The organism is Mycobacterium sp. NGS49 (assembly GCF_059812565.1).
On the sequence record NZ_JCALCX010000031.1, the window covers coordinates 39907 to 60738 of the forward strand.

A 20832-nucleotide genomic window follows, 5' to 3' on the forward strand; every position below is an offset into this window, starting at 1 on the left:
CCACCGTCGATGACAATGCAGGGAGAACGTCTCGACGCTGTGGTTGTGGAAGCCGCTGCAGGGGACCGCAATGCGCTTCGGGAGGTGCTGGAGACCATCCGTCCGATCGTTGTCCGATACTGCCGAGCGCGGGTCGGCACCGTCGAACGGGGCGGGCTGTCTGCAGATGACGTGGCTCAGGAGGTGTGCTTGGCCACCATAACGGCGTTGCCGCGCTACCGGGACCGAGGACGTCCGTTCCTGGCCTTCCTGTACGGCATCGCAGCACACAAGGTCGCCGACGCACACCGTGCCGCCGGCCGCGATCTGGCTTATCCCGCCGAAGAGGTGCCCGAACGCCGATCCTCCGACGCCGGGCCCGAACAACGGGCCATCGAGGCCGATTCGGTGAGCAGGATGAACGAGTTGCTGGAGATCCTGCCGGCCAAACAACGCGAGATCCTCATCCTGCGTGTCGTGGTGGGTCTGAGCGCCGAGGAGACGGCCGCCGCTGTCGGCAGCACGACGGGTGCGGTTCGGGTTGCGCAACACCGCGCACTCCAACGGTTGAAAGACGAAATCGTCGCGGCAGGTGACTATGCATAATCTGAATTTCGGTAATGGCCGGCCGGCCCTGGACGAGGTGTCCCAGACGGACCTGCTCCTGGATGCCCTGGCTGCCCGGACCGAGTCGGTGTTCGGCGACGCCGACGATCATGCGCTCGCTGCACTGCTCGGCGAATGGCGCGACGACCTGCGATGGCCGCCGGCGAGTGCGTTGGTGTCCCAGGACGAGGCTGAGGACGCGCTGCGCGAAGGCATGATGGACCGCAATCGGGGCCGGCGCAGCCTGGCCGCAGTCGGGTCGGTGGCCGCCACCCTGCTGATGCTCAGCGGCTTCGGCGCCGTTGTGGCCGACGCCAAACCAGGCGACCTGTTGTACGGCCTGCACGCCATGATGTTCAACGAGCCGCGAGTCAGTGACGACCAGATTGTGTTGTCCGCCAAAGCCGATTTGGCCAAGGTGGAGCAGATGATCGCCCAAGGCAAGTGGGACCAGGCCCAGACTCAGCTGGCCGAGGTCAGCAGCACGCTACAGGCTGTCAACGACGGCGACCGCCGGCAGGGGCTACTCGACGAAGTGAACCAGCTCAACACCAAGGTGGAAAAGCGCGATGCCAACGCCACGGCGCCGCCCGCCGCGCCACCCACCACGGAGTTGGCAGTGCCCAGCGCGCCGGCGAACACCCGGATGCCGCAGCCCCTTGCTCCTGCGACCGAGCCACCTCCGCCGGTTGCGGTGGAAGAGCCGAGTTCGTCGGATGTGCCGGAGCCGGCCGAACCGAGCGGCCCGTCGCTGACGCCGGCTCCTACCACGACGCCACCGGCGCTCCCGACCACGTCAGCCGGTCCGTCGACCACCACGACCACGCCCAAGACGTCGACCACCACGCCGACGACCACCACCCCGACAACCAAGGGCAAACCCAAGTCGAGCACTTCGGTGACGCCCGGCGTGACACCGCAGTCGCCCGCGGCCGGCCCAAGCTCACCGGTCCCGTCGACAACGTCGGGTCAATTGTGGGACAGGACATCGGGGCCGGTCACGCCGAGAACACCGTTCCCGAACAGCACTCGGCCTTAACCCAAAGGCCTGCGCTCAGAGGTGGCGGCGGAACCCGTCCGCGTCTGACGTCGCTTCGTTGAGCGAGGCGTCGGCATACCCACGGCAGTAGTCCCACGTGACGTAGGCGTCGGGCTCGGGGTCATACGCCGGCTCGTGCGGACGCACGGTGCCGTCGATCAGCAGCTGCAGCAGGTTGGCGCGCAGCATGTCCCAGTCGTGGTAGTGATCCTGCTGACATTCGTCGCAGCAGACCACCAGGCCACGGATGCCGCGGTGCGCCAACAGCGCCTCATATACCGCCAGGTCGGCCAGGTCCGCCTCTACCGCCATTCGCTCCTGTTGATCGAGCGGCTGACCAGGTTCGACGGCCTCCAGAGCCGCCGACGGGTCGCAGGGGTCGTCGGCGAAGGGATCGGGCGGCAAACCCGGCGGGAGGTGGTCGCGCACCCCCATAGCCTACGCAGGCCGGTAGTGATAACGCCAGAAATTGCCGAGGCGCGCCTCTGGTGGGTCGGTTCTTGTTCTGGCCAGGCTTTCGGCACTGCGAAGTCGCGAGTTGGGCTGTCGGTGCAAGCCGATAGGATGATCTTTCTTACCCCAGCCTGCATTTGGAGGGCCCTGCCGATGTCCCGTGGCATGTCCGGCCTCGAAGACAGCTCCGACCTGGTCGGCAGCCCGTACGTGCGCGTCGGCGGCCTGACCGAGGACCCGGTGCCCACCGGGGGCGACGACCCGCACAAGATCGCGATGCTCGGCCTGACGTTCGACGACGTCCTGCTGCTACCCGCGGCCTCCGACGTGGTGCCGGCCAGCGCGGACACCTCCAGCCAGCTCACCAAACGGATCCGCCTCAAGGTGCCGCTGGTCAGCTCGGCGATGGACACCGTCACCGAGTCCCGCATGGCGATCGCGATGGCCCGCGCCGGCGGCATGGGCGTGTTGCACCGCAACCTGCCCGTCGCCGAGCAGGCCGGCCAGGTGGAGATGGTGAAGCGCTCGGAGGCCGGCATGGTCACCGATCCGGTCACCTGCCGCCCGGACAACACGCTGGCCCAAGTCGACGCGCTGTGTGCCCGGTTCCGCATTTCCGGACTGCCGGTGGTCGACGACGACGGCGCCCTGGTCGGCATCATCACCAACCGCGACATGCGATTCGAGGTCGACCAGAACAGGCAGGTCGCCGAGGTGATGACCAAGTCGCCGCTGATCACCGCCCAGGAGGGCGTCAGTGCATCGGCGGCGCTGGGCCTGTTGCGCCGCAACAAGATCGAGAAGCTGCCCATCGTGGACGGGCACGGCCGGCTGACCGGGCTGATCACCGTCAAGGACTTCGTGAAAACCGAGCAGCACCCGCTTGCCACCAAGGACAGCGACGGCCGGTTGCTGGTGGGTGCGGCGGTGGGCGTCGGCGGCGACGCCTGGGTGCGCGCGATGATGCTGGTGGACGCCGGGGTGGACGTGCTGGTGGTCGACACCGCGCACGCACACAACCGCCTGGTGCTCGACATGGTGAACAAGCTCAAGCTCGAGGTGGGTGACCGGGTCGACGTCGTCGGCGGCAACGTCGCCACCCGCTCGGCGGCGGCTGCCCTGGTCGACGCCGGCGCCGACGCGGTCAAGGTGGGCGTCGGGCCGGGATCGATATGCACCACACGGGTCGTCGCCGGTGTCGGCGCACCACAGATCACGGCGATTCTGGAGGCCGTCGCGGTGTGCCGTCCGGTGGGTGTGCCCGTCATTGCCGACGGCGGGTTGCAGTACTCCGGCGACATCGCCAAGGCGCTGGCGGCGGGCGCGTCCACGGCCATGCTCGGCTCCCTGCTGGCCGGCACCGCGGAGGCTCCCGGTGAGCTGATCTTCGTCAACGGCAAGCAGTACAAGAGTTACCGCGGAATGGGCTCGCTGGGTGCTATGCAGGGCAGGAGCGGCGGCAAGTCCTACTCCAAGGACCGTTACTTCGCCGACGACGCCCTCTCCGAAGACAAGCTCGTTCCCGAGGGCATCGAGGGGCGGGTACCGTTCCGCGGTCCGCTCGGCTCGGTGATCCACCAACTGACCGGCGGTTTGCGAGCTGCCATGGGCTACACCGGTTCGCCGACGATCGAGGTGCTGCAACAGGCGCAGTTCGTCCGCATCACACCCGCCGGACTCAAGGAAAGCCACCCCCACGACGTCGCGATGACCGTCGAAGCACCGAATTACTACGCACGTTGACGGCGACCATGGTGGAGATCGGCATGGGCCGCAGCGCGCGTCGTACCTATGAACTCAGCGAAATCAACATCGTTCCGTCCCGGCGTACCCGCTCGTCGCAGGACGTCTCCACGGCCTGGCAGCTGGACGCCTACCGGTTCGACATTCCGCTGCTGGCCCACCCGACCGATGCCCTGGTTTCTCCGGAGTTCGCCATCGAGTTCGGCCGGCTCGGCGGGCTGGCGGTGCTCAACGGCGAAGGATTGTTCGGCCGCCACCCCGACGTGCAGGCCAAGATCGCCCAACTGATCGAGGCGGCCTGTAAAGAGCCCGAGCCGTCCGCGGCGATCCGGCTGCTGCAGGAGCTGCACGCTGCCCCGCTGGACCGCGACCTGCTCGGGGCGGCGGTGGCGCGCATCCGCGAGGCGGGCGTCACCACCGCGGTGCGGCTCAGCCCGCAGAACGCTCAGGCGCTCACCCCGGTGCTGCTGCAGGCCGGCGTGGATCTGCTGGTCATTCAGGGCACCATCATTTCCGCCGAACGCGTCGCGAGCAACGGTGAACCGCTCAACCTCAAGACCTTCATCTCCGAGCTGGATGTTCCCGTCGTCGCCGGCGGCGTGCAGGACCACCGCACCGCTCTGCACCTGATGCGCACCGGCGCGGCCGGTGTCATCGTCGGCTATGGCTCCACCAGGGGAGTGACCACCACCGACGAGGTGCTGGGCATCAGCGTGCCGATGGCGACGGCGATCGCCGATGCCGCCGCGGCCCGGCGCGAATACCTCGACGAGACCGGCGGTCGCTACGTGCACGTGCTGGCCGACGGCGACATCCACACCTCCGGCGAGCTGGCCAAGGCCATCGCCTGCGGCGCGGACGCGGTGATGCTGGGCACCCCACTGGCCGAATCGGCCGAAGCGCTCGGTGAGGGCTGGTTCTGGCCGTCTGCCGCCGCGCACCCGTCGTTGCCCCGCGGCGCACTGCTGCAGATCGCTGTCGGTGAGCGCCCGCCGCTGGAGCGGGTCCTCAACGGGCCGTCCGACGACCCCTTCGGCACCCTGAACCTGGTGGGCGGTTTGCGGCGGGCGATGGCCAAGGCCGGATATTGCGATCTCAAGGAATTTCAGAAGGTCGGCCTGACCGTCGCCAGCTGACCGCCGAACAGGCGCAAAAGCACCCCTTTTCGCGCCGAATGAGGGAGCTTTTATGTCTGCTCGGCAGACCTGTTGACGCCTTCGATGTAAAGCGGGTCATACTGCACCGATGAAGCCGGATTTTGACGTCCTGATTATCGGTTCGGGTTTTGGTGGCAGCGTGAGTGCGCTGCGCCTGACGGAGAAGGGCTACCGCGTAGGCGTGCTCGAAGCCGGCCGCCGGTTCTCCGACGAGGACTTCGCGAAAACCTCGTGGAACCTCCGGAAATTCCTGTGGGCCCCGAGACTGGGCTGCTACGGCATTCAGCGCATCCACCCCCTCAAGAACGTGATGATCCTGGCCGGGGCGGGCGTGGGCGGTGGCTCGCTGAACTACGCGAACACGCTCTACATCCCGCCGGATCCGTTCTTCAACGACCCGCAGTGGAAGCACATCACCAACTGGCACGACGAGTTGATGCCGCACTACCAGCAGGCCCAGCGGATGCTGGGCGTGGTCTACAACCCGACCTTCACCGACGCCGACCGCATCTTCAAGGAGGTCGCCGACGAGATGGGTTGCGGCGACACCTGGGTGCCCACTCCGGTAGGGGTGTTCTTTGGCCCCGACGGCACCAAGACGCCGGGAAAGACCGTGCCCGACCCGTTCTTCGGGGGCGCGGGACCGGCACGCACCGGCTGCCTGGAGTGCGGATGCTGCATGACGGGATGCCGTCACGGCGCCAAGAACACCCTGCTGAAGAACTACCTCGGCCTCGCGGAATCGGCCGGCGCGCAAGTGATTCCGATGACCACTGTGAAAGGCTTCGAGCAGCGCCCCGACGGGCTGTGGGAAGTGAAGACCGTCCGCACCGGCAGCTGGCTGCGCCGCGACCGGCGTACCTACACCGCCTCGCACCTGATCCTGGCCGCCGGCACCTGGGGCACCCAGCACCTGCTGTTCAACATGCGGGATAAGGGCAAGCTGCCGCGCCTCTCGGAGCGGTTGGGCGTGCTGACCCGGACCAACTCCGAATCAATCGTCGGCGCAGCGACGTTGAAGGTGGACCCGAGGCTGGACCTTACCCACGGGGTGGCGATCACCTCCTCGATCCACCCCACCAGCGACACCCATGTCGAGCCGGTCCGCTACGGCAAGGGTTCGAACGCGATGGGCCTGTTGCAGACCCTGATGACCGACGGTGCCGGGCCCCAGGGCACCGATGTACCGCGCTGGCGCCAACTGTTCGACCAGGCCCGCGCGAATCCGAAGCTGATGATGCGCATGCTCAACCCTCGCCAGTGGAGCGAGCGCACCACGATTGCGCTGGTGATGCAGCACCTGGACAACTCGATCACCACGTTCACCAAGCGCGGCAAGCTGGGCATCCGTTGGTATTCCAGCAAGCAGGGCCACGGCGAGCCCAACCCGAGCTGGATCCCGGTTGGCAACGAGGTGACCCGGCGCATCGCGGAGAAGATCGACGGCGTGGCCGGCGGCACCTGGGGCGAGCTGTTCAACATCCCACTGACCGCCCATTTCCTCGGCGGCGCAGCGATCGGGGACAGCCCGTCCAACGGAGTCATCGACCCGTACCACCGCGTTTACGGTTACCCGACACTGTTCGTGGTCGACGGCGCGGCCATCTCGGCCAATCTCGGCGTCAACCCCTCGTTGTCTATCGCCGCACAGGCCGAGCGCGCCGCGTCGCTCTGGCCCAACAAGGGCCAGAACGACCTGCGGCCGCTCCAGGGTGATGCCTACCGAAGGCTGGATCCGATCGCACCGGAACAGCCGGTGGTGCCCGCCGACGCGCCGGGTGCGCTGCGGTGGTTGCCTATCGACCCGGTCGGCAAGACCGGCTGATCAGCTCGCCAAAGCCAGCGGGGCCCCGCTGACCACCCGGCTGCGCTGCCCGTGCACGTCGACGGGCACGTCGCCCATCAGCGTCACCCGGTTCATCAGCCGGTACTGGTCGTCGTAGTCGTCAACGGCACGGTGCTGGGTGGCCCGATTGTCCCAGACGGCCACGTCACCTGGCTGCCAGTTCCAGCGGATTGTGTTCTCCGGCAAGGTGATCCGGTTCTGTAGAAGTTCGAACAACGCGCTGGACTCCCGGCTGTCCAGGCCGATGAAGCCGCGCACGAAATCACCCGCCACCAGTGTCCGTTCGCCGGTCTCGGGGTGAATTCGCACCACGGGATGTTCGGTCCGGAAGTCGGTCTTCTCGAACGCCTGCCGGAATGCGCGCTGCAGGTCGGTCGTCTGCTCATTCCTGACTGTTTTGTCCAGGTAGTCGTAGCGGTTGGTGTGCAGCGCCCACAGGTTGTCGGCGAGGCACTTCAGCGGCTCGGGCAGGTCGGCGTAGGCCGTCGCGGTGTTGGCCCACAGCGTGGAACCACCGTAGCCGGGCAGGGTGACCGCCCGCAGGATCGAGGCGGCCGGATAGTTGGCGGCGAAGGTGACGTCGGTGTGCCAGCGGTTGGCCTTGCCGAACTCGGAGTTGATCGGCGTGATGACCGGGGCGTCCGGGGCCAGCGAGGTCGCCGCGGGATGGCCGATCGGGGTGCCGAGCAGCGCGGCGAACGCCAGTTGCTGCTGGTCGTCGAGGTGATGCTGATCGCGGAAGAAGATCACCTTGTTGGTCAACAGGGCCGCGCGGATCTCTTCCACCGCGGTGGGGGCAAGGTCCCCATCGAGGCGAACGCCGCTGATCTCCGCGCCGATGCGGCTGCCCAGCTTCTGCACTGCTATCGAACTTGTCATCGCTGTTCCTTCACGGAAGAGGGATGTAGTCAGTTGACTACATCGATGCCGAGTGTAGTCAACTGACTACGCGACGGCAAGGGGAGCGCCGCGCGCATTTGCCGCCCAGCCCGGGCGCTCTGGTGTAGTCAGTTGACTACCGCGTTAACGTAGACGCGTGACTACACGGGCGGCAAGCGTTTCGCGCGGCGCGATTCCCACCGGGCGCGAGGAGGTGGCGGCCGCCGTGCTGCAGGCGGCCGCCGAGCTGTTCGCCGAGCGCGGACCCGCCGCGACCTCCATCCGCGACATCGCCTCCCGGTCAAAGGTGAACCACGGCTTGGTGTTTCGTCACTTCGGCACGAAGGAGAAGCTGGTCGGCGCGGTGCTCGATCACCTGAGTGCGGCCACCACCGCGGCGCGGCAACGCGGCGCCGCGGACGCAGAGGCTGAGCAAGCCGCGGAGCGGCATATGCGGGTGATCGCCCGCACCCTGCTGGACGGCTACCCGGTTGGTCAGCTGCAGACGCAGTTTCCCGGCATGGCGCAGCTGCTCGATGCGGTGCGCCCGCATTTTCCCGATGATCGCAGCGCGCGGCTGGCGGTAGCCAATGCCGCTGCCCTGCAATTCGGCTGGCGGCTGTTCGAGCCGTTCCTGCGCGCATCGACCGGGCTGGACGACCTGACGGACGCCGAGCTGCGGCAGTCCGTAATTGCCGAGCTGGCTCGCGTGGTCCAACCGCACTGAGTCGGCAGCCCCCGCTGAGTAAGGCGCTGGCTGCGGCGCAAGAATTTTGCAGGTATTTCCCAAAGATCTGGCGAGCGCTTCGGCCGATCCTTTGCATCATGACGACGAAAGCATCGAAGCAGTTGGGCTTCACGGCCGCGCTGGTAACGCTGGCCACCGCCTCAGTGATCGCATATCCCATTGCTGCGCAAGCTAATCCCGGGGGCGGTGGCGCCCGGATGTATGGTGACCCCGCCGCGGCAGCACCGTTCTGGCGCCGCCAGCACGGCTTGGACTGCGCAGAGGTCGCGGTGGCCGATGTGGTCGGTGAGCTCACCGGCAACCAACCCAGCGAGGACGAGGTCAGAGCGCTGTCGGAGAACACCCCGAGCTCGGTTCGGCCCGGGCCGATCTTTCAGAACGGAGGCACCGAGAACCGGGACATACCGATTCTGCTGGGGCACTACGGTATTCCGACCGTTATGGGTCTGTTCACCGTTGGGACGCTGGCACCGGAGTTGGGTGCAGGCCGCAAGGTGATCGCCGGGGTCAACGGCGAGACGCTGTGGAATCAGAGTGGCGACCGTACCCACGAAGACCACTTCGTCGTCGTCACCGGCATCGACACCGGGGCCGGTGTTGTGCACCTCAACGACAGCGGCATCGACTGGGGCCGCGACGAGGTGATTCCCATCTCCGTCTTCGAGGCGTCGTGGGCCACCAGCAACCACTTCGCCGTAGTGGCCAAGTAGACGGCGAACGGGCCGCGGCCCGGCCGGCAAGTGCGGGGCCGCAATCCGACTGGTGAGCCGCGCGGGTGAGCGCACCGCACTGATCGCCTGAGCGGCGGCCGCTACCAGTCGACTATCGGACGGCAAGTGGAAACGCGTAGACACCCACCGGACCTACTAGGTCGACGGCGCCATCCTGGCCAGGCTCCGGCGGTGCAGCGGCTCACGGCCCGGCGGTTGTACCGGCGGGGGCAACAGCGCCGCGCGGGGGCGCACCGCGAAGGTCGAGGGCTCCGCCGTGCTCAGGGTGGCCTCCTCGCCGGCATGCTGGATGACCAGCTCGCCGCCGGGGCCGTCGCGCAAGGTGTAGGTGACGTTCTCGTGGTCGGCGTCCACCGTCACGCGAAAACCGCGCCAGCGCAACCGGAATCGCAGCCGGGAGATGCCGTCGGGCAGTTGCGGGTCGATGGACAGTACGCCTTCGTCGTCGCGCAATCCGCCGAAGCCGGCGACCAGCGCCGTCCAGGCCCCGGCCAGTGAGGCCATGTGCAGACCGTCGCGGGTGTTGCGGTGCAGATCGCGCAGGTCGATGAGCGCAGCCTCGCAAGCGTAGTCGTGGGCCAGCTCCAGGTGGCCGACCTCCGCGCACATCACCGCCTGGGTGCAGGCCGACAGCGACGAGTCGCGGACCATGCGCCGCTCGTAGTAGTCGACGTTGCGGGCCTTCTGTTCGGCCGTGAACGCATGGCTCTGCCACTGCATGGCCAGGACCAGGTCGGCCTGCTTGATCACCTGTGCGGGGTAGAGCCGCACATACGCCTCGTGCATCAGCAGCGGGTAGGTGGCATTGGTTTGGAAGTCCCACTCGGCGAAGGTCGTGAATCCTTCGCACTGTTGATGGACGCCCAACTCCTCGTCGTAGGGGATGTGGACCGCACTGGCGGCGTCGCGCCAGGCGGCCATCTCCTCGGTGGTGACGCCCAGCGCGCCCGCCTTGTCGGGATGGCGCTTGGCGGCCTCGGCGGCGATGCGCAGATTGTTCGCCGCCATCAGATTGGTGAAGACGTTGTCCCGCACGATCGCGGTGTACTCGTCCGGGCCGGTGACGCCGTCCAGATGCCATACGCCGTGCCGGTCGTGGTGTCCCAATGACATCCACAGCCGGGCGGTCTCGATCAACACCGGCAGCCCGCACTCCTCTTCGAGCGAATCGTCGCCGGTGACAATGCGGTAGCGCTCGAAGGCCATCGCGATGTCGGCGTTGATGTGCCAGCCGGCCGTGCCCGCCGGCCAGTAGGCCGAGCACTCCTGCCCGCGGATGGTGCGCCACGGGAAGGCGGCACCGTCGAGGCCGAGTTCGGCGGCGCGTTCCTTGGCCAGGTCCAGCGTCGAGGCCCGCCAGCGCAGGGCGTCGGCGACTGCATGCGGCACGGTGTACGTGAGTACCGGCAATACGAAACCTTCGGTGTCCCAGAAGGCGTGGCCGTCGTAGCCGGTCCCGGTGAGGCCCTTGCTGGGGATCGCCCGGCGCTCGGCGCGCGCGCTGGCCTGCAGCAGGTGAAACATGCCGAACCGCACCGCCTGCTGGCTCTCCGGATCACCCTCGACTTCCACGTCGGCCGCGTCCCAGAACAGGTCCAGGTAGGCCCGCTGCCCGTCGAGCAGGCCCTGCCAGCCGCTGTAGCGGGCGCTGGACAGAGCAGCGGCGGCCTGGTCACGCAGACCCGGCCGGGACCGCAGGCTGGACCAGCCGTACGCCAGATATTTGACGATGCGCAGCTTCTGCTTGGGCCGCAGACCGCAGATCACCGTGGTGCGCGCCAGGTCGGCACGGGCATCGGTGCTGATCTCGTACCGGCCGGGAACCTCGACCTCGTGGTCCATCGTGGCGGCCATCATCAGTGCGCTGCTGCGCGTCCGGTGCATGAGAAGCGCTCTGCCCTCGGTGATTTCGTGATCGACGGCCTCGAGCGGATTCTCCAGGATGGCCGACACCCGCGGGTCGTCGGAGGTCTGCGGCTGGTCCTCGTTGGTGACGAGTTCTGATTGCACCGTCACTCGGGAGAAGTCGTCGATGGCTTCGACCACGTACTCGATCGCCGCGACGCTGCGGTGCACCAACGACACCAGCCGGGTGGAAGTCACCTTGACCTGCTTGCCGGTGGGGGAGCGCCAGTGTGCGCAGCGGGTCAGAGTGCCGGCGCGCAGGTCGAGAATGCGTTCGTGGTCGAGCAGCTCGCCGTAGCGGACGTCGAACGGCTCGTCGTCGACCATCAAGCGGATGATCTTGCCGTTCGTCACGTCGACGACGGTCTGGCCGGCCTCGGGGTAGCCGTATCCGGCCTCGGCGTAGGGCAGCGGCCGGATCTCGTAGAACGAGTTCAGATACGTGCCGGGTAAACCGTAGGGCTCCCCTTCGTCGAGGTTGCCGCGTAATCCGATGTGCCCGTTGGACAAAGAGAACAACGACTCCGACTGTGCCAGCAGGTTCAGATTGAGCCGGGTCTCGCGAATCTGCCACGGCTCAACCGGGAACGCCTCCTCGGAGATCATGATGCTGCCCCGCCGTCAGCATCGAGCTGTTCACCGACTCCGAGCAGTTCGGCGAGATCGGTCACCACCACGTCGGCACCGTTGTCACGCAGATCTTGAGCCTGCCCGACCCGGTCGACTCCCACCACGAGCCCGAAGTGACCGGCCCGTCCGGCCTGCACCCCGGACAATGCGTCCTCGAACACCGCGGCGGCCTCCGGTTGGACGTCGAGAAGTTGCGCCCCGCGCAGGTACGAGTCCGGAGCCGGCTTACCGGCGATGTTCTCCTTGCGCAGTGTCACACCGTCGACGCGCTGCTGGACGAATCGGTCCAGACCGGTGATCTCGAGCACGTCGCGGGTGTTCGCGCTCGACGACACCACCGCGATCTTGAGGCCGGCCCCCTTGGCCGCCTCCAGGTAGCGGCGCGACCCGTCGAACACCTTGACACCGTCCTTGTGCAGAACGGCTTGGAACGCATCGTTTTTCCGGGTGCCCAGGCCGTGGACGGTCTGGGCGTCGCCGGGATCGTCGGGGCCGCCGTCGGGCAAATCGATGCCCCGGCTCTGCAGGAAAGACCGGACGCCGTCCTCGCGTTTCTTGCCGTCGACGTACTGGCGGTAGTCGGAGTCCGGGTCGAAGGGAACGAATTGTTCGCCCGACTGCTCGGCGCGCTCCCTCAGGAAGGCGTCGAACATCTCCTTCCAGGCTTTGGTGTGCACGCTCGCGGTGTCAGTGAGCACACCGTCGAGGTCGAACAGGCAGGCACGCACTTTCGCTGGCAGACCGAGCCCAGATACCACTGGCACAACCCCGCTTCCATGTAGTTGGCGATGTAGTTGGCAACACCCCTGCACATGCCCGGTGAGGCGCCGGCGGCAAACTATGAATCTATCAAGCCGTGTTTGCGGGCAACCTCTTCAAAGCTGCTCCGCACCGCAAGGATCTGTTGAGCATTCAGTGCTGGAGTTATGTGCAGTAGCTTCTCGGTAATTGTGTGGCGGAATTCTTCCGGCGAAAGCACGTCGAAATATTCGTCGCCGGCCACTGACGGATCGTCGTCAACGGGCGCGGAACCGTTCGACAAACGCACTTCGCGCGCGAATTTGCCTCGATTTCCCTCGTCAATCTCAAAAGACACCTGGGCGCCCCGTACGGCGCGGTTTTTCTCCATTTCGAGGTCATTGACGTGCAGAAACACGTCTTCACCACCGATATCCGGTGTGATGAACCCATAACCGCGCACCCCGTCAAACCGCACAATTCTGCCCGTTACCCGCACCCGTTTAACCCCTGATCGATCCGTCACCTGCTCCGGCGATTATACCGCCGGAGACCGGTTACCCGACGCCGGGCCGATTCGGGTGAACGGCCCAATTGCTGCCGCTCGACTTGCGGGTGGGCGGCTCGGACGAAGCAGCCACTACACTCAGTGCCCGTGGAATCAGCCTCGCCGCGGCCCGTGTTGGTCGTCGACTTCGGTGCTCAATACGCCCAGTTGATCGCCCGCCGGATCCGCGAGGCGCGAGTCTTCTCGGAGGTGGTTCCGCACACCACGTCGGTGGAAGAGATCCGGGCTCGTGATCCGTTGGCGGTAGTGCTGTCAGGGGGCCCGGCCAGCGTCTACGCCGACGGCGCACCGCAACTGGATCCGGCGCTGTTCGACCTCGGTCTGCCGGTATTCGGCATCTGCTACGGGTTCCAGGCCATGGCCCAGGCACTCGGTGGCACCGTCGCGCACACCGGCACCAGCGAATACGGCCGTACCGAATTGAAAGTTCTTGGTGGGGAACTGCATTCGGATCTTCCCGGTCTGCAGCCGGTATGGATGAGCCACGGCGACGCGGTCACGGCGGCGCCCGACGGGTTCGAGGTGGTGGCCAGCAGTGCGGGGGCGGCCGTGGCCGCTTTCGAGGCACGCGAACGTGGCCTGGCCGGCGTGCAGTACCACCCGGAGGTGATGCACACCCCGCACGGGCAACAAGTGCTCAGCCGGTTCCTGCACGAGTTCGCCGGGATCGGCGCGGACTGGACGCCCGCCAACATCGCCCACTCGCTGATCGAGCAGGTGCGTGAGCAGATCGGCGACGGGCAGGCCATCTGCGGCCTGTCCGGCGGGGTGGACTCGGCGGTGGCCGCCGCACTGGTGCAGCGGGCCATCGGCGACCGGTTGACCTGCGTCTTCGTCGACCATGGTCTGCTGCGGGCCGGGGAGCGCGCCCAGGTGGAGCGCGATTTCGTCGCCGCCACCGGGGCGAACCTGGTCACCGTCGACGCCGCGCAGACCTTCCTCGAGGCGCTCTCGGGCGTCAGCAATCCCGAGGGCAAGCGCAAGATCATCGGCCGGCAGTTCATCCGGGCCTTCGAGGGCGCGGTGCGGGACGTGTTGCACGGCAGCGAAATTGACTTCCTGGTGCAGGGGACGCTGTATCCGGACGTGGTGGAGTCCGGCGGCGGCAGCGGCACGGCCAACATCAAGAGCCACCACAACGTCGGCGGTCTGCCCGGCGACCTGAAGTTCAAACTCGTGGAGCCGCTGCGCCTGCTGTTCAAAGACGAGGTGCGCGCGGTCGGACGCGAGCTGGGCCTACCGGAGGAAATCGTTGCGCGCCAACCGTTCCCGGGCCCCGGACTGGGCATCAGGATCGTGGGAGAGGTCACCGCGGAACGGTTGGAAACGTTGCGGCGCGCCGATCTGATCGCGCGGGAGGAACTGACGGCGGCGGGCCTGGACAACCAGATCTGGCAGTGCCCGGTGGTGCTGCTGGCCGACGTCCGGTCGGTGGGCGTGCAGGGCGACGGGCGTACCTACGGACATCCGGTCGTGCTGCGCCCGGTATCCAGCGAGGACGCCATGACCGCCGACTGGACCCGGGTGCCCTACGAAGTGCTGGAGCGCATCTCGACCCGCATCACCAACGAGGTCCGCGAGGTGAACCGCGTGGTGCTGGACGTCACCAGCAAACCTCCCGGAACCATTGAGTGGGAGTAGCCGCTACCCGCTCTGATCGCCCCGTTCGGCGTCGACGCGAGATCAACTCCCAGGGCATCCGGGCGGCACCGGCGACGGCGGGGGTGCTGCACAGGGGCTGACCAAGGCGCGGTTGCCCAGGGTGATGGTTCCGGCGGCCCAGTCTGCGCCGGCCGCGTCGACGAGTCGGCGGGCAATGCCGAGATCGTCTTTGTCGGCGACCAGGATCAAGGTGTGTTCGGCGGTGGTGACTGATCCGCCCGCCAGTCGGTGGTGCGCGGCCGCATCGGCGACGAAGGCGTCGCGGAAGCGCGCCAAGTCCACGTCCGGCACCCGAATGGTGACCGCGTCCGCCCTGCTTTCGTCTGCGGACAGGTAGTGGAAGGTCAGTACGGCCTGTTGGTTGAATTGTCGGCGCAGTGCCTCGGCGGCAGTGTGTAACGCGGCTTCGTCGGCGACGCACAGGTGAAACTGACGCGCCTGCTCAAAGGTGACCTGCTGCAGTTCGTCGGACCAGAACATGCCGTCAAGCAGGGTCGAACCCGTCACCACCGCGCCGTTGAGCGCCAGGGTGACCGCGGCCTGCGCCTCAAACAGCCGTAGTTCATCGAGGGCGCCCGGGTTGTCGTCGCCGGTGGCGAACAACTCGGCCGGACGGCAGGTGCCCGGGGTCGGTTCACCCTTTGCTGGAACAGCCGCCACACCAGTGGCACAGCATATCAGCAGCCACACCAGCACCAGGGCGGATCGGCATGCCATGGCGTGGTGGTCCCGCAGGCGCCTTGACGGTGTCGGGGGGTGGGTGTTTACTCGAATCGTATCGAACATACTTTCGAAAAACTTTGGGGAAAGGCTGGTCATGACTTCGGCTTTTGCCTCCGATCTACGCCAGGAAAACCGGATTGAACAGCTAAAACAGCTGCGCCAGAAGATCGCCGTGATGTCCGGAAAGGATACCGCCCGCGCCGAGGATCTGGTGCCGACGGGTCCGGCGCTGTTACCGCGTGGGACGGTCGCGGTGCTCTCGGGAGCGCGGTCGCTGTTGCTGCGCATGGTGGCCACAGTGACGGCCGACGGGGGCAATGCGGTGATCGTCGGCCAGCCGGATATCGGGTTGCTGGCGGCGGTGGAAATGGGGGCGGACCTGAGCCGGCTCGCGGTGGTGCCGGATCCCGGAAACGATCCGGTGGAGGTGGCCGCGGTGCTCATCGACGGCATGGATCTGGTGGTCCTCGGCCTGGGTGGGCGCCGGGTGACTCGGACACGGGCTCGGGCGGTGGTGGCCCGTGCCCGTCAGAAAGGGTGCACGGTGCTGGTCACTGACGGCGACTGGGAAGGAGCGTCGACGCGACTGGAGGCCAGGGTCTGCGGTTATGAGTTCACTTCCTCTTTCGAAGGTGGGCTGTCCCCTGGGTTCGGACGAATCAGTGAGGTCCGGTTGCAGATCAGCCGGTGTGGCCGGTCGATCGGGCGAGCGCGAACCGGTTGACTCTGATGGGCTCATCTCGAGTATTGGCGATCTGGTGCATGGACTGGCCCGCAGTTGCGGCGGCGGCGGCCGCAGGGCAGTCCGCGACGGATCCGGTCGCGGTCACCTTGGCGAATCGGGTGATCGCCTGTTCGGCAACGGCACGGGCGGCCGGGGTGCGGCGTGGCCTGCGGCGACGGGAGGCGGCGGCGCGGTGTCCGCAACTGCACATCGTAGCCGCCGACGTGGACCGCGACGCCCGCTTCTTTGAAGGGGTGATCGCCGCGGTGGAGGATTTGGTGCCGCGCCCCGAGGTGCTGCGTCCCGGGCTGCTGGTGTTGCCCGTGCGCGGCGCGGCCCGGTTTTTCGGATCCGAGCAACAGGCGGCCGAACGGCTCATCGATGCGGTGGCAGCGGCCGGCGCCGAGTGTCAGGTCGGCATCGCCGATGGGTTGTCCACCGCGGTCTTCGCCGCGCGTGCGGGCCGCGTTGTGGAGCCCGGAGGAGATGCGCGGTTCTTGTCGGCGCTGTCTGTCCGCCAGCTCTCCACCGAGCCAAGCCTGTCCGGTCCGGGTCGTGAAGAATTAACAGATCTGTTGTGGCGGATGGGAATTCGCACCATCAGGCAGTTCGCAGCACTGTCGCGCAGTGACGTCGCTTCCCGCTTCGGAGCCGACGCGGTGACCGCGCACCGATTCGCCCGGGGTGAGCCGGAACGGGGTCCCTCCGGGCGTGAACCAGCGCAGGAACTCGGCGCCGTGCTGGACTGTGATCCGCCGATCGACCGGGTCGACACTGCGGCATTCGCCGGGCGCTCGCTGGCGGCCGCACTGCACCAGGCGCTGCTGGCCGCCGGAGTGGGGTGTACCCGGCTGGCGATTCACGCGGTCACCGCCAACGGCGAAGAACTCAGCCGGGTGTGGCGGTGTGCCGAACCGTTGACCGAGGATGCCACCGCCGACCGGGTGCGCTGGCAACTCGACGGGTGGCTGAGTCATCGGATCGCGCGCGGGCGCCCCTTGGACGCACCTGTGACGCTGCTGCGGTTGCAGGCCGTCGAGGTGGTCTCGGCCGGGGCGCTGCAGCTGCCGCTCTGGGGTGGTCTTGGCGAGGAGGACAGGCTTCGGGCCCGACGCGCATTGGTGCGGGTGCAGGGATTGCTGGGCCCGGAGGCAGTGCAGGTGCCGGTGCTGTCCGGAGGTCGGGGGCCGGCCGAGCGCATCACGTTGACCCCGCTGGGTGACGAGCCCGTGCCCGGGAATGACCCTACTCAGCCGTGGCCGGGTCAACTGCCCGACCCATCGCCTGCGGTTTTGGTTGACGATCCGGTGGAATTGCTTGATGGACAAGGGAATCCGATCCGGGTGACCAGCCGTGGGTTGTTCTCCGCCGTCCCGGCGCGGCTGGCCGTCCGGGGCCGGGACGAACAATTGCGCTGGTGGGCCGGACCCTGGCCGGTCGACGAGCGGTGGTGGGATGACCGGCCTGAGGCCGGTCAACGGGTAGGTCGGGTCGCCCGTGCCCAGGTGCTGGTGGAGAGCGAGCGCGCGCTGTTGCTGTGCTATCGGCAGCGGAGGTGGTTTATGGAGGGGATCTACGAGTGACACCTTGACAAAAACGACCAGATCTTCACCGATTCGCAAATCTGTTGTGCGCGCGCCGGATTCGCTTATCGTCGCCGAACTCGCGAGCGATGCTGTAACAGAAAAGTAATAGTGACCGGAGTCGTTGATCTCAGCCCGCGGTGCGCGACTTGCGCTTATTCAGGAACGTCGACCACGACACCACCTCTGGGTGCTCCTTGAGCAGGGCCCGGCGCTGCCGCTCGGTCATGCCGCCCCATACGCCGAACTCGACCTTGTTGTCGAGGGCGTCCGCGCCGCATTCCTTCAGCACCGGGCAATGCCGGCAGATGGCCGCGGCCTGGCGTTGCGCCGCCCCGGTCACGAACAATTCGTCCGGATCTTTGGTTCTGCACAGGCCTTTTGCCACCCAGGCTCGTTCCCCGGCATCTTCTGCGTACTGGGCACTGTCGACGGCGACAAGGTTGAGCCGCCGCGCGGCCGGGCGTGTTCCTGACACGAAGTGGTCCCCTCACCTATCCGGCCGCGTGATACGGCCGCCTCCCCGGGTGCAGATCACGTGTGAGCGAACGCTTCGTTGCCGTGCTCCCGTGACCTGAATCTCACAGTGCTTTCCAAGCTAGAGGGCAGGGTGCATTTGCGCAACTGTTCAACAGTAGTTTTTTGGCACACATGTGCCATACTGTCGGTATCTTTTTGGCGGCTGAATCGTGACTTTGGGTATTTGACGGTCGCAGTGTGTCACGGGCACCAGGGTGGGATCGGACAGAAGTTCAGACCCACCGGCCATGGTGGCGGCGGTGGCGGGTTCTCGCCGTCCCAGATGTTCTGCGCGACGTTTCCCTGCCCCGAGTAGACGTAGTAGTAGGTGTGGCAGACATTCCAGTCCCACACCACCGGGTTGACCCGCAGATTGCCCGTCTGTGGTTGCGGGTCTCCCGGGCACCAATGGCAGGGCCCCTCCGGATGGTCCTCCGGACACCCGGGCCAGGAACGCTGCGGCACCGGGACCGCGGGCTTTGCCAGGGCGACACCCGGCTCGGCTACCGCTGTGACGTTGCCGGCCAGCGCAACCGCTATTGCCAAAACCACGACTTGTTTTCTCATGCGAGCGATCCTTTGCGTGCTACTCCGGACATTACGGCCAGACGCTTGCGAGAATCTTGCGGCGCGGCTCAGGTCAGCCGGCGTGCGAAGACCGCCACCCGGTGGACGAACCGGTCGAAGAAGGCCGTTGAGTCGACGTCGATGCCTATTTGCGCGTTCGGCCGTCGCGCTCCGGACCAATCCGCGGTGGTCATCCCGCGGTTGCCCGACACCTCGACGTCCACCGTCGCGGTCCGGGTCGTCACCAGCAACGGATCCAGCGCCACGGCTGCGGCCAGCGGATCGTGCAGATGCGCCAGATATCCCAGGCCGCGATCGCGGTACACCTCGAAGTAGAACCGCATCGCGTTGCGGAGGAACTCGAGCACCGGCGACGGCCCGGTCAGCCGGTCGAGAAGTTCGGGCGTCATCACCACCCTGCGCGTCAGGTCCAGGCCGCACACGACGGGAAGTCGCGGCCGGTCCGACCACGCGGCGTACACCTCGGCCGCCGCCTCGGCGTCCACCCTGGCATTCCACTCGGGGGGGCCCTGGCCGTCGAACACTCCACCCATGATCACCAGTCGCTTCATCAGCGCCGGCAGCTCGGGCTCGATGCGCAGCGCCAGCGCCAGGTTGGTCAACGGCGCCGTCGCCACCCCTACCAGCTCGCCGGGATGAGCGCGTGCCGCGCGCACCCAGGCCGTCGCGGCGTCGTGATCGGTGAGTCGCCGGTCGCTGGGTGGCAGCCGGGCATACCCTAAACCGTTGGGGCCGTGCGCATCCCCACGCTGCGGGCGGGATCCGCTGACTGGCCGGTCGGCTCCGCGGGAGACGGGAACGGGGGCGGCCCGGCACAGCTCGAGCAGGCCGAGGTTGTTCGCGCAGACCTGGTCCACCGCGATGTTGCCGCCCGTCGAGGCGATACCCACCAGATGGGCGTCGCTGGCCAGCAGATAGATCAGCGCGAGTGCGTCGTCGATGCCGGTGTCGACGTCAGCGAACACGGCGCTCACCGGGGTCACGATACGCTGGCCCGATGCCTGATGACCTCAAGCCGCACTTCACGCCTCATTTCGAAGACGTGCAGGCGCACTACGACTTGTCCGACGACTTTTTCCGGTTGTTCCTGGATCCCACCCAGACCTACAGCTGCGCGTACTTCGAGCGCGATGACATGACGCTGGAAGAGGCGCAGATCGCCAAGATCGATCTCGCGCTGGGCAAACTCGGGCTGCAGCCGGGTATGACCCTGCTCGACGTGGGCTGCGGCTGGGGTGCCACCATGATGCGCGCGGTGGAGCGCTACGACGTCAACGTGGTGGGCCTCACCCTGAGCAAGAACCAAGCCAACCACGTCGAGCAAGTGTTCGCGAAATCCGACAGCCCCCGCTCCAAACGCGTTCTGCTGCAAGGTTGGGAGCAGTTTGACGAGCCGGTAGACCGGATCGTCAGTATCGGCGCATTCGAGCATTTCGGGCACGAGCGCTACGACGCGTTCTTCACGCTGGCGCACCGGCTGCTCCCTGCCGACGGAATCATGCTGTTGCACACCATCACCGGGCTACACCCGCTGGAGATGAAGGAACGGGGTCTGCCCCTGACATTCGAGTTCGCCCGTTTCGTCAAATTCATCGTCACCGAGATCTTTCCGGGCGGACGGCTGCCGTCGATACCGATGGTGCAGGAGCGGGCCACCGCCAACGGATTCCACGTCACCCGCGTGCAGTCGCTGCAGCCGCACTACGCCAAGACTCTCGACATCTGGTCGGCCGCGCTCGAGGCCCACAAGGACCAGGCGATCGCGCTGCAGTCCGAGGAAGTCTACGAGCGCTATATCAAGTACCTGACCGGTTGCGCCGAGATGTTCCGCAGAGGCTATATCGACGTCAACCAGTTCACCTGCGAGAAGTGAGTTCAGCAATCGCAGCAGTTGATTCAGCACAGGTACCGCCACACCGGTCGTGGTGAGCAGGTGTGCCGCGTTGGTCACCGGGTCGGTGTGCCGCCGCCGGACGCTGGAGATCGGGCCCACAGCGCGGGAATGCGGCGG

At 66.9% G+C, this 20832-nt stretch carries 20 protein-coding genes; 11 read left to right on the forward strand and 9 right to left on the reverse strand.

The genetic code is table 11. The features are described from left to right. Positions 1-9 precede the first annotated feature (9 nt). Entirely contained in the window at positions 10-585 is a 576-nt protein-coding gene (gene sigD / locus AC5Y7D_RS25205; RefSeq protein WP_499928550.1) for an ECF RNA polymerase sigma factor SigD, read from the forward strand. Then, positions 578-1624, forward strand: coding sequence for an anti-sigma-D factor RsdA (locus tag AC5Y7D_RS25210; protein WP_499928551.1), 1047 nt, complete (start codon positions 578-580; stop codon positions 1622-1624). The genes sigD and AC5Y7D_RS25210 overlap by 8 nt, the downstream gene beginning before the upstream one ends. A 15-nt stretch (positions 1625-1639) precedes the next feature. On the opposite strand, the gene AC5Y7D_RS25215 is transcribed toward AC5Y7D_RS25210, so the two are convergent. Then, on the reverse strand, positions 1640-2053 hold the full coding sequence (locus AC5Y7D_RS25215; RefSeq protein ID WP_065135424.1) for a DUF5319 domain-containing protein: 414 nt from the start codon (positions 2051-2053) through the stop codon (positions 1640-1642). 177 nt (positions 2054-2230) lie between these two features. Between AC5Y7D_RS25215 and guaB the strand changes: the two genes are divergently transcribed. The 3 genes from guaB to AC5Y7D_RS25230 all read left to right on the forward strand — a co-directional run bounded on the left by guaB (position 2231) and on the right by AC5Y7D_RS25230 (position 6802). Next, positions 2231-3820, forward strand: coding sequence for an IMP dehydrogenase (gene guaB / locus AC5Y7D_RS25220; RefSeq protein ID WP_499928552.1), 1590 nt, complete (start codon positions 2231-2233; stop codon positions 3818-3820). Between the two features lie 8 nt (positions 3821-3828). Next, positions 3829-4956 (forward strand): GuaB3 family IMP dehydrogenase-related protein, encoded by a 1128-nt coding sequence (locus AC5Y7D_RS25225; RefSeq protein ID WP_499928571.1) that lies wholly within the window; start codon positions 3829-3831, stop codon positions 4954-4956. Positions 4957-5065: 109 nt separating this feature from the next. Beyond that, positions 5066-6802, forward strand: a complete 1737-nt coding sequence (locus AC5Y7D_RS25230) for a GMC oxidoreductase (RefSeq protein ID WP_499928553.1) — start codon at positions 5066-5068, stop codon at positions 6800-6802. On the opposite strand, the gene AC5Y7D_RS25235 is transcribed toward AC5Y7D_RS25230, so the two are convergent. After that, entirely contained in the window at positions 6803-7702 is a 900-nt protein-coding gene (locus tag AC5Y7D_RS25235) for a TauD/TfdA dioxygenase family protein (RefSeq protein WP_499928554.1), read from the reverse strand. It abuts the gene before it with no gap. 157 nt (positions 7703-7859) lie between these two features. On the opposite strand from AC5Y7D_RS25235, the gene AC5Y7D_RS25240 reads away from it, so the two are divergent. Next, positions 7860-8429, forward strand: a complete 570-nt coding sequence (locus AC5Y7D_RS25240) for a TetR/AcrR family transcriptional regulator (protein WP_499928555.1) — start codon at positions 7860-7862, stop codon at positions 8427-8429. 98 nt (positions 8430-8527) lie between these two features. Beyond that, the gene (locus AC5Y7D_RS25245) at positions 8528-9160 is read left to right on the forward strand and encodes a C39 family peptidase (RefSeq protein WP_499928556.1); all 633 of its coding nucleotides are present in this window, start codon (positions 8528-8530) and stop codon (positions 9158-9160) included. 156 nt (positions 9161-9316) lie between these two features. Here AC5Y7D_RS25245 and AC5Y7D_RS25250 read toward each other — a convergent pair whose 3' ends face one another. The 3 genes from AC5Y7D_RS25250 to AC5Y7D_RS25260 form a co-directional block, all read right to left on the reverse strand. Continuing rightward, the gene (locus tag AC5Y7D_RS25250; protein WP_499928557.1) at positions 9317-11692 is read right to left on the reverse strand and encodes a glycoside hydrolase family 65 protein; all 2376 of its coding nucleotides are present in this window, start codon (positions 11690-11692) and stop codon (positions 9317-9319) included. Further along, positions 11689-12480 carry a beta-phosphoglucomutase family hydrolase gene (locus tag AC5Y7D_RS25255; RefSeq protein WP_499928558.1) on the reverse strand — a complete coding sequence of 264 codons (792 nt, stop codon included), beginning with the start codon at positions 12478-12480 and terminating at the stop codon, positions 11689-11691. Before AC5Y7D_RS25255 ends, AC5Y7D_RS25250 begins: the two co-directional genes overlap by 4 nt. Positions 12481-12554: 74 nt before the next feature. Then, a complete protein-coding gene (locus AC5Y7D_RS25260) occupies positions 12555-12953 on the reverse strand; it encodes a cold shock domain-containing protein (RefSeq protein WP_499928559.1) in 399 nt (132 codons plus the stop codon). A 156-nt stretch (positions 12954-13109) separates the two neighbouring features. Between AC5Y7D_RS25260 and guaA the strand changes: the two genes are divergently transcribed. Continuing rightward, positions 13110-14663, forward strand: coding sequence for a glutamine-hydrolyzing GMP synthase (gene guaA, locus AC5Y7D_RS25265; RefSeq protein ID WP_499928560.1), 1554 nt, complete (start codon positions 13110-13112; stop codon positions 14661-14663). 42 nt (positions 14664-14705) lie between these two features. On the opposite strand, the gene AC5Y7D_RS25270 is transcribed toward guaA, so the two are convergent. Next, positions 14706-15503, reverse strand: a complete 798-nt coding sequence (locus AC5Y7D_RS25270) for a hypothetical protein (RefSeq protein ID WP_499928561.1) — start codon at positions 15501-15503, stop codon at positions 14706-14708. Here AC5Y7D_RS25270 and imuA' point away from each other — a divergent pair. Both imuA' and AC5Y7D_RS25280 read left to right on the forward strand, forming a co-directional pair. Beyond that, on the forward strand, positions 15502-16131 hold the full coding sequence (gene imuA' / locus AC5Y7D_RS25275) for a DnaE2-dependent mutagenesis accessory factor ImuA' (protein ID WP_499928562.1): 630 nt from the start codon (positions 15502-15504) through the stop codon (positions 16129-16131). The genes AC5Y7D_RS25270 and imuA' overlap by 2 nt on opposite strands. Positions 16132-16133: 2 nt before the next feature. Then, positions 16134-17714 (forward strand): DNA polymerase Y family protein, encoded by a 1581-nt coding sequence (locus tag AC5Y7D_RS25280; protein WP_499928572.1) that lies wholly within the window; start codon positions 16134-16136, stop codon positions 17712-17714. 130 nt (positions 17715-17844) lie between these two features. Here the strand turns inward: AC5Y7D_RS25280 and AC5Y7D_RS25285 are convergent, their stop codons facing one another. The 3 genes from AC5Y7D_RS25285 to AC5Y7D_RS25295 all read right to left on the reverse strand — a co-directional run bounded on the left by AC5Y7D_RS25285 (position 17845) and on the right by AC5Y7D_RS25295 (position 19795). Then, the gene (locus AC5Y7D_RS25285; RefSeq protein WP_499928563.1) at positions 17845-18192 is read right to left on the reverse strand and encodes a WhiB family transcriptional regulator; all 348 of its coding nucleotides are present in this window, start codon (positions 18190-18192) and stop codon (positions 17845-17847) included. A gap of 242 nt (positions 18193-18434) precedes the next feature. Then, positions 18435-18800: a hypothetical protein gene (locus AC5Y7D_RS25290; RefSeq protein ID WP_499928564.1), complete on the reverse strand. Its 366-nt coding sequence runs from the start codon at positions 18798-18800 to the stop codon at positions 18435-18437. Positions 18801-18868: 68 nt separating this feature from the next. Next, the gene (locus tag AC5Y7D_RS25295; RefSeq protein WP_499928565.1) at positions 18869-19795 is read right to left on the reverse strand and encodes a nucleoside hydrolase; all 927 of its coding nucleotides are present in this window, start codon (positions 19793-19795) and stop codon (positions 18869-18871) included. A gap of 23 nt (positions 19796-19818) precedes the next feature. Here AC5Y7D_RS25295 and cmaA1 point away from each other — a divergent pair, with 23 nt between their 5' ends. Beyond that, positions 19819-20694 (forward strand): cyclopropane mycolic acid synthase CmaA1, encoded by an 876-nt coding sequence (cmaA1, locus tag AC5Y7D_RS25300; RefSeq protein WP_499928566.1) that lies wholly within the window; start codon positions 19819-19821, stop codon positions 20692-20694. Positions 20695-20832 lie beyond the last annotated feature (138 nt).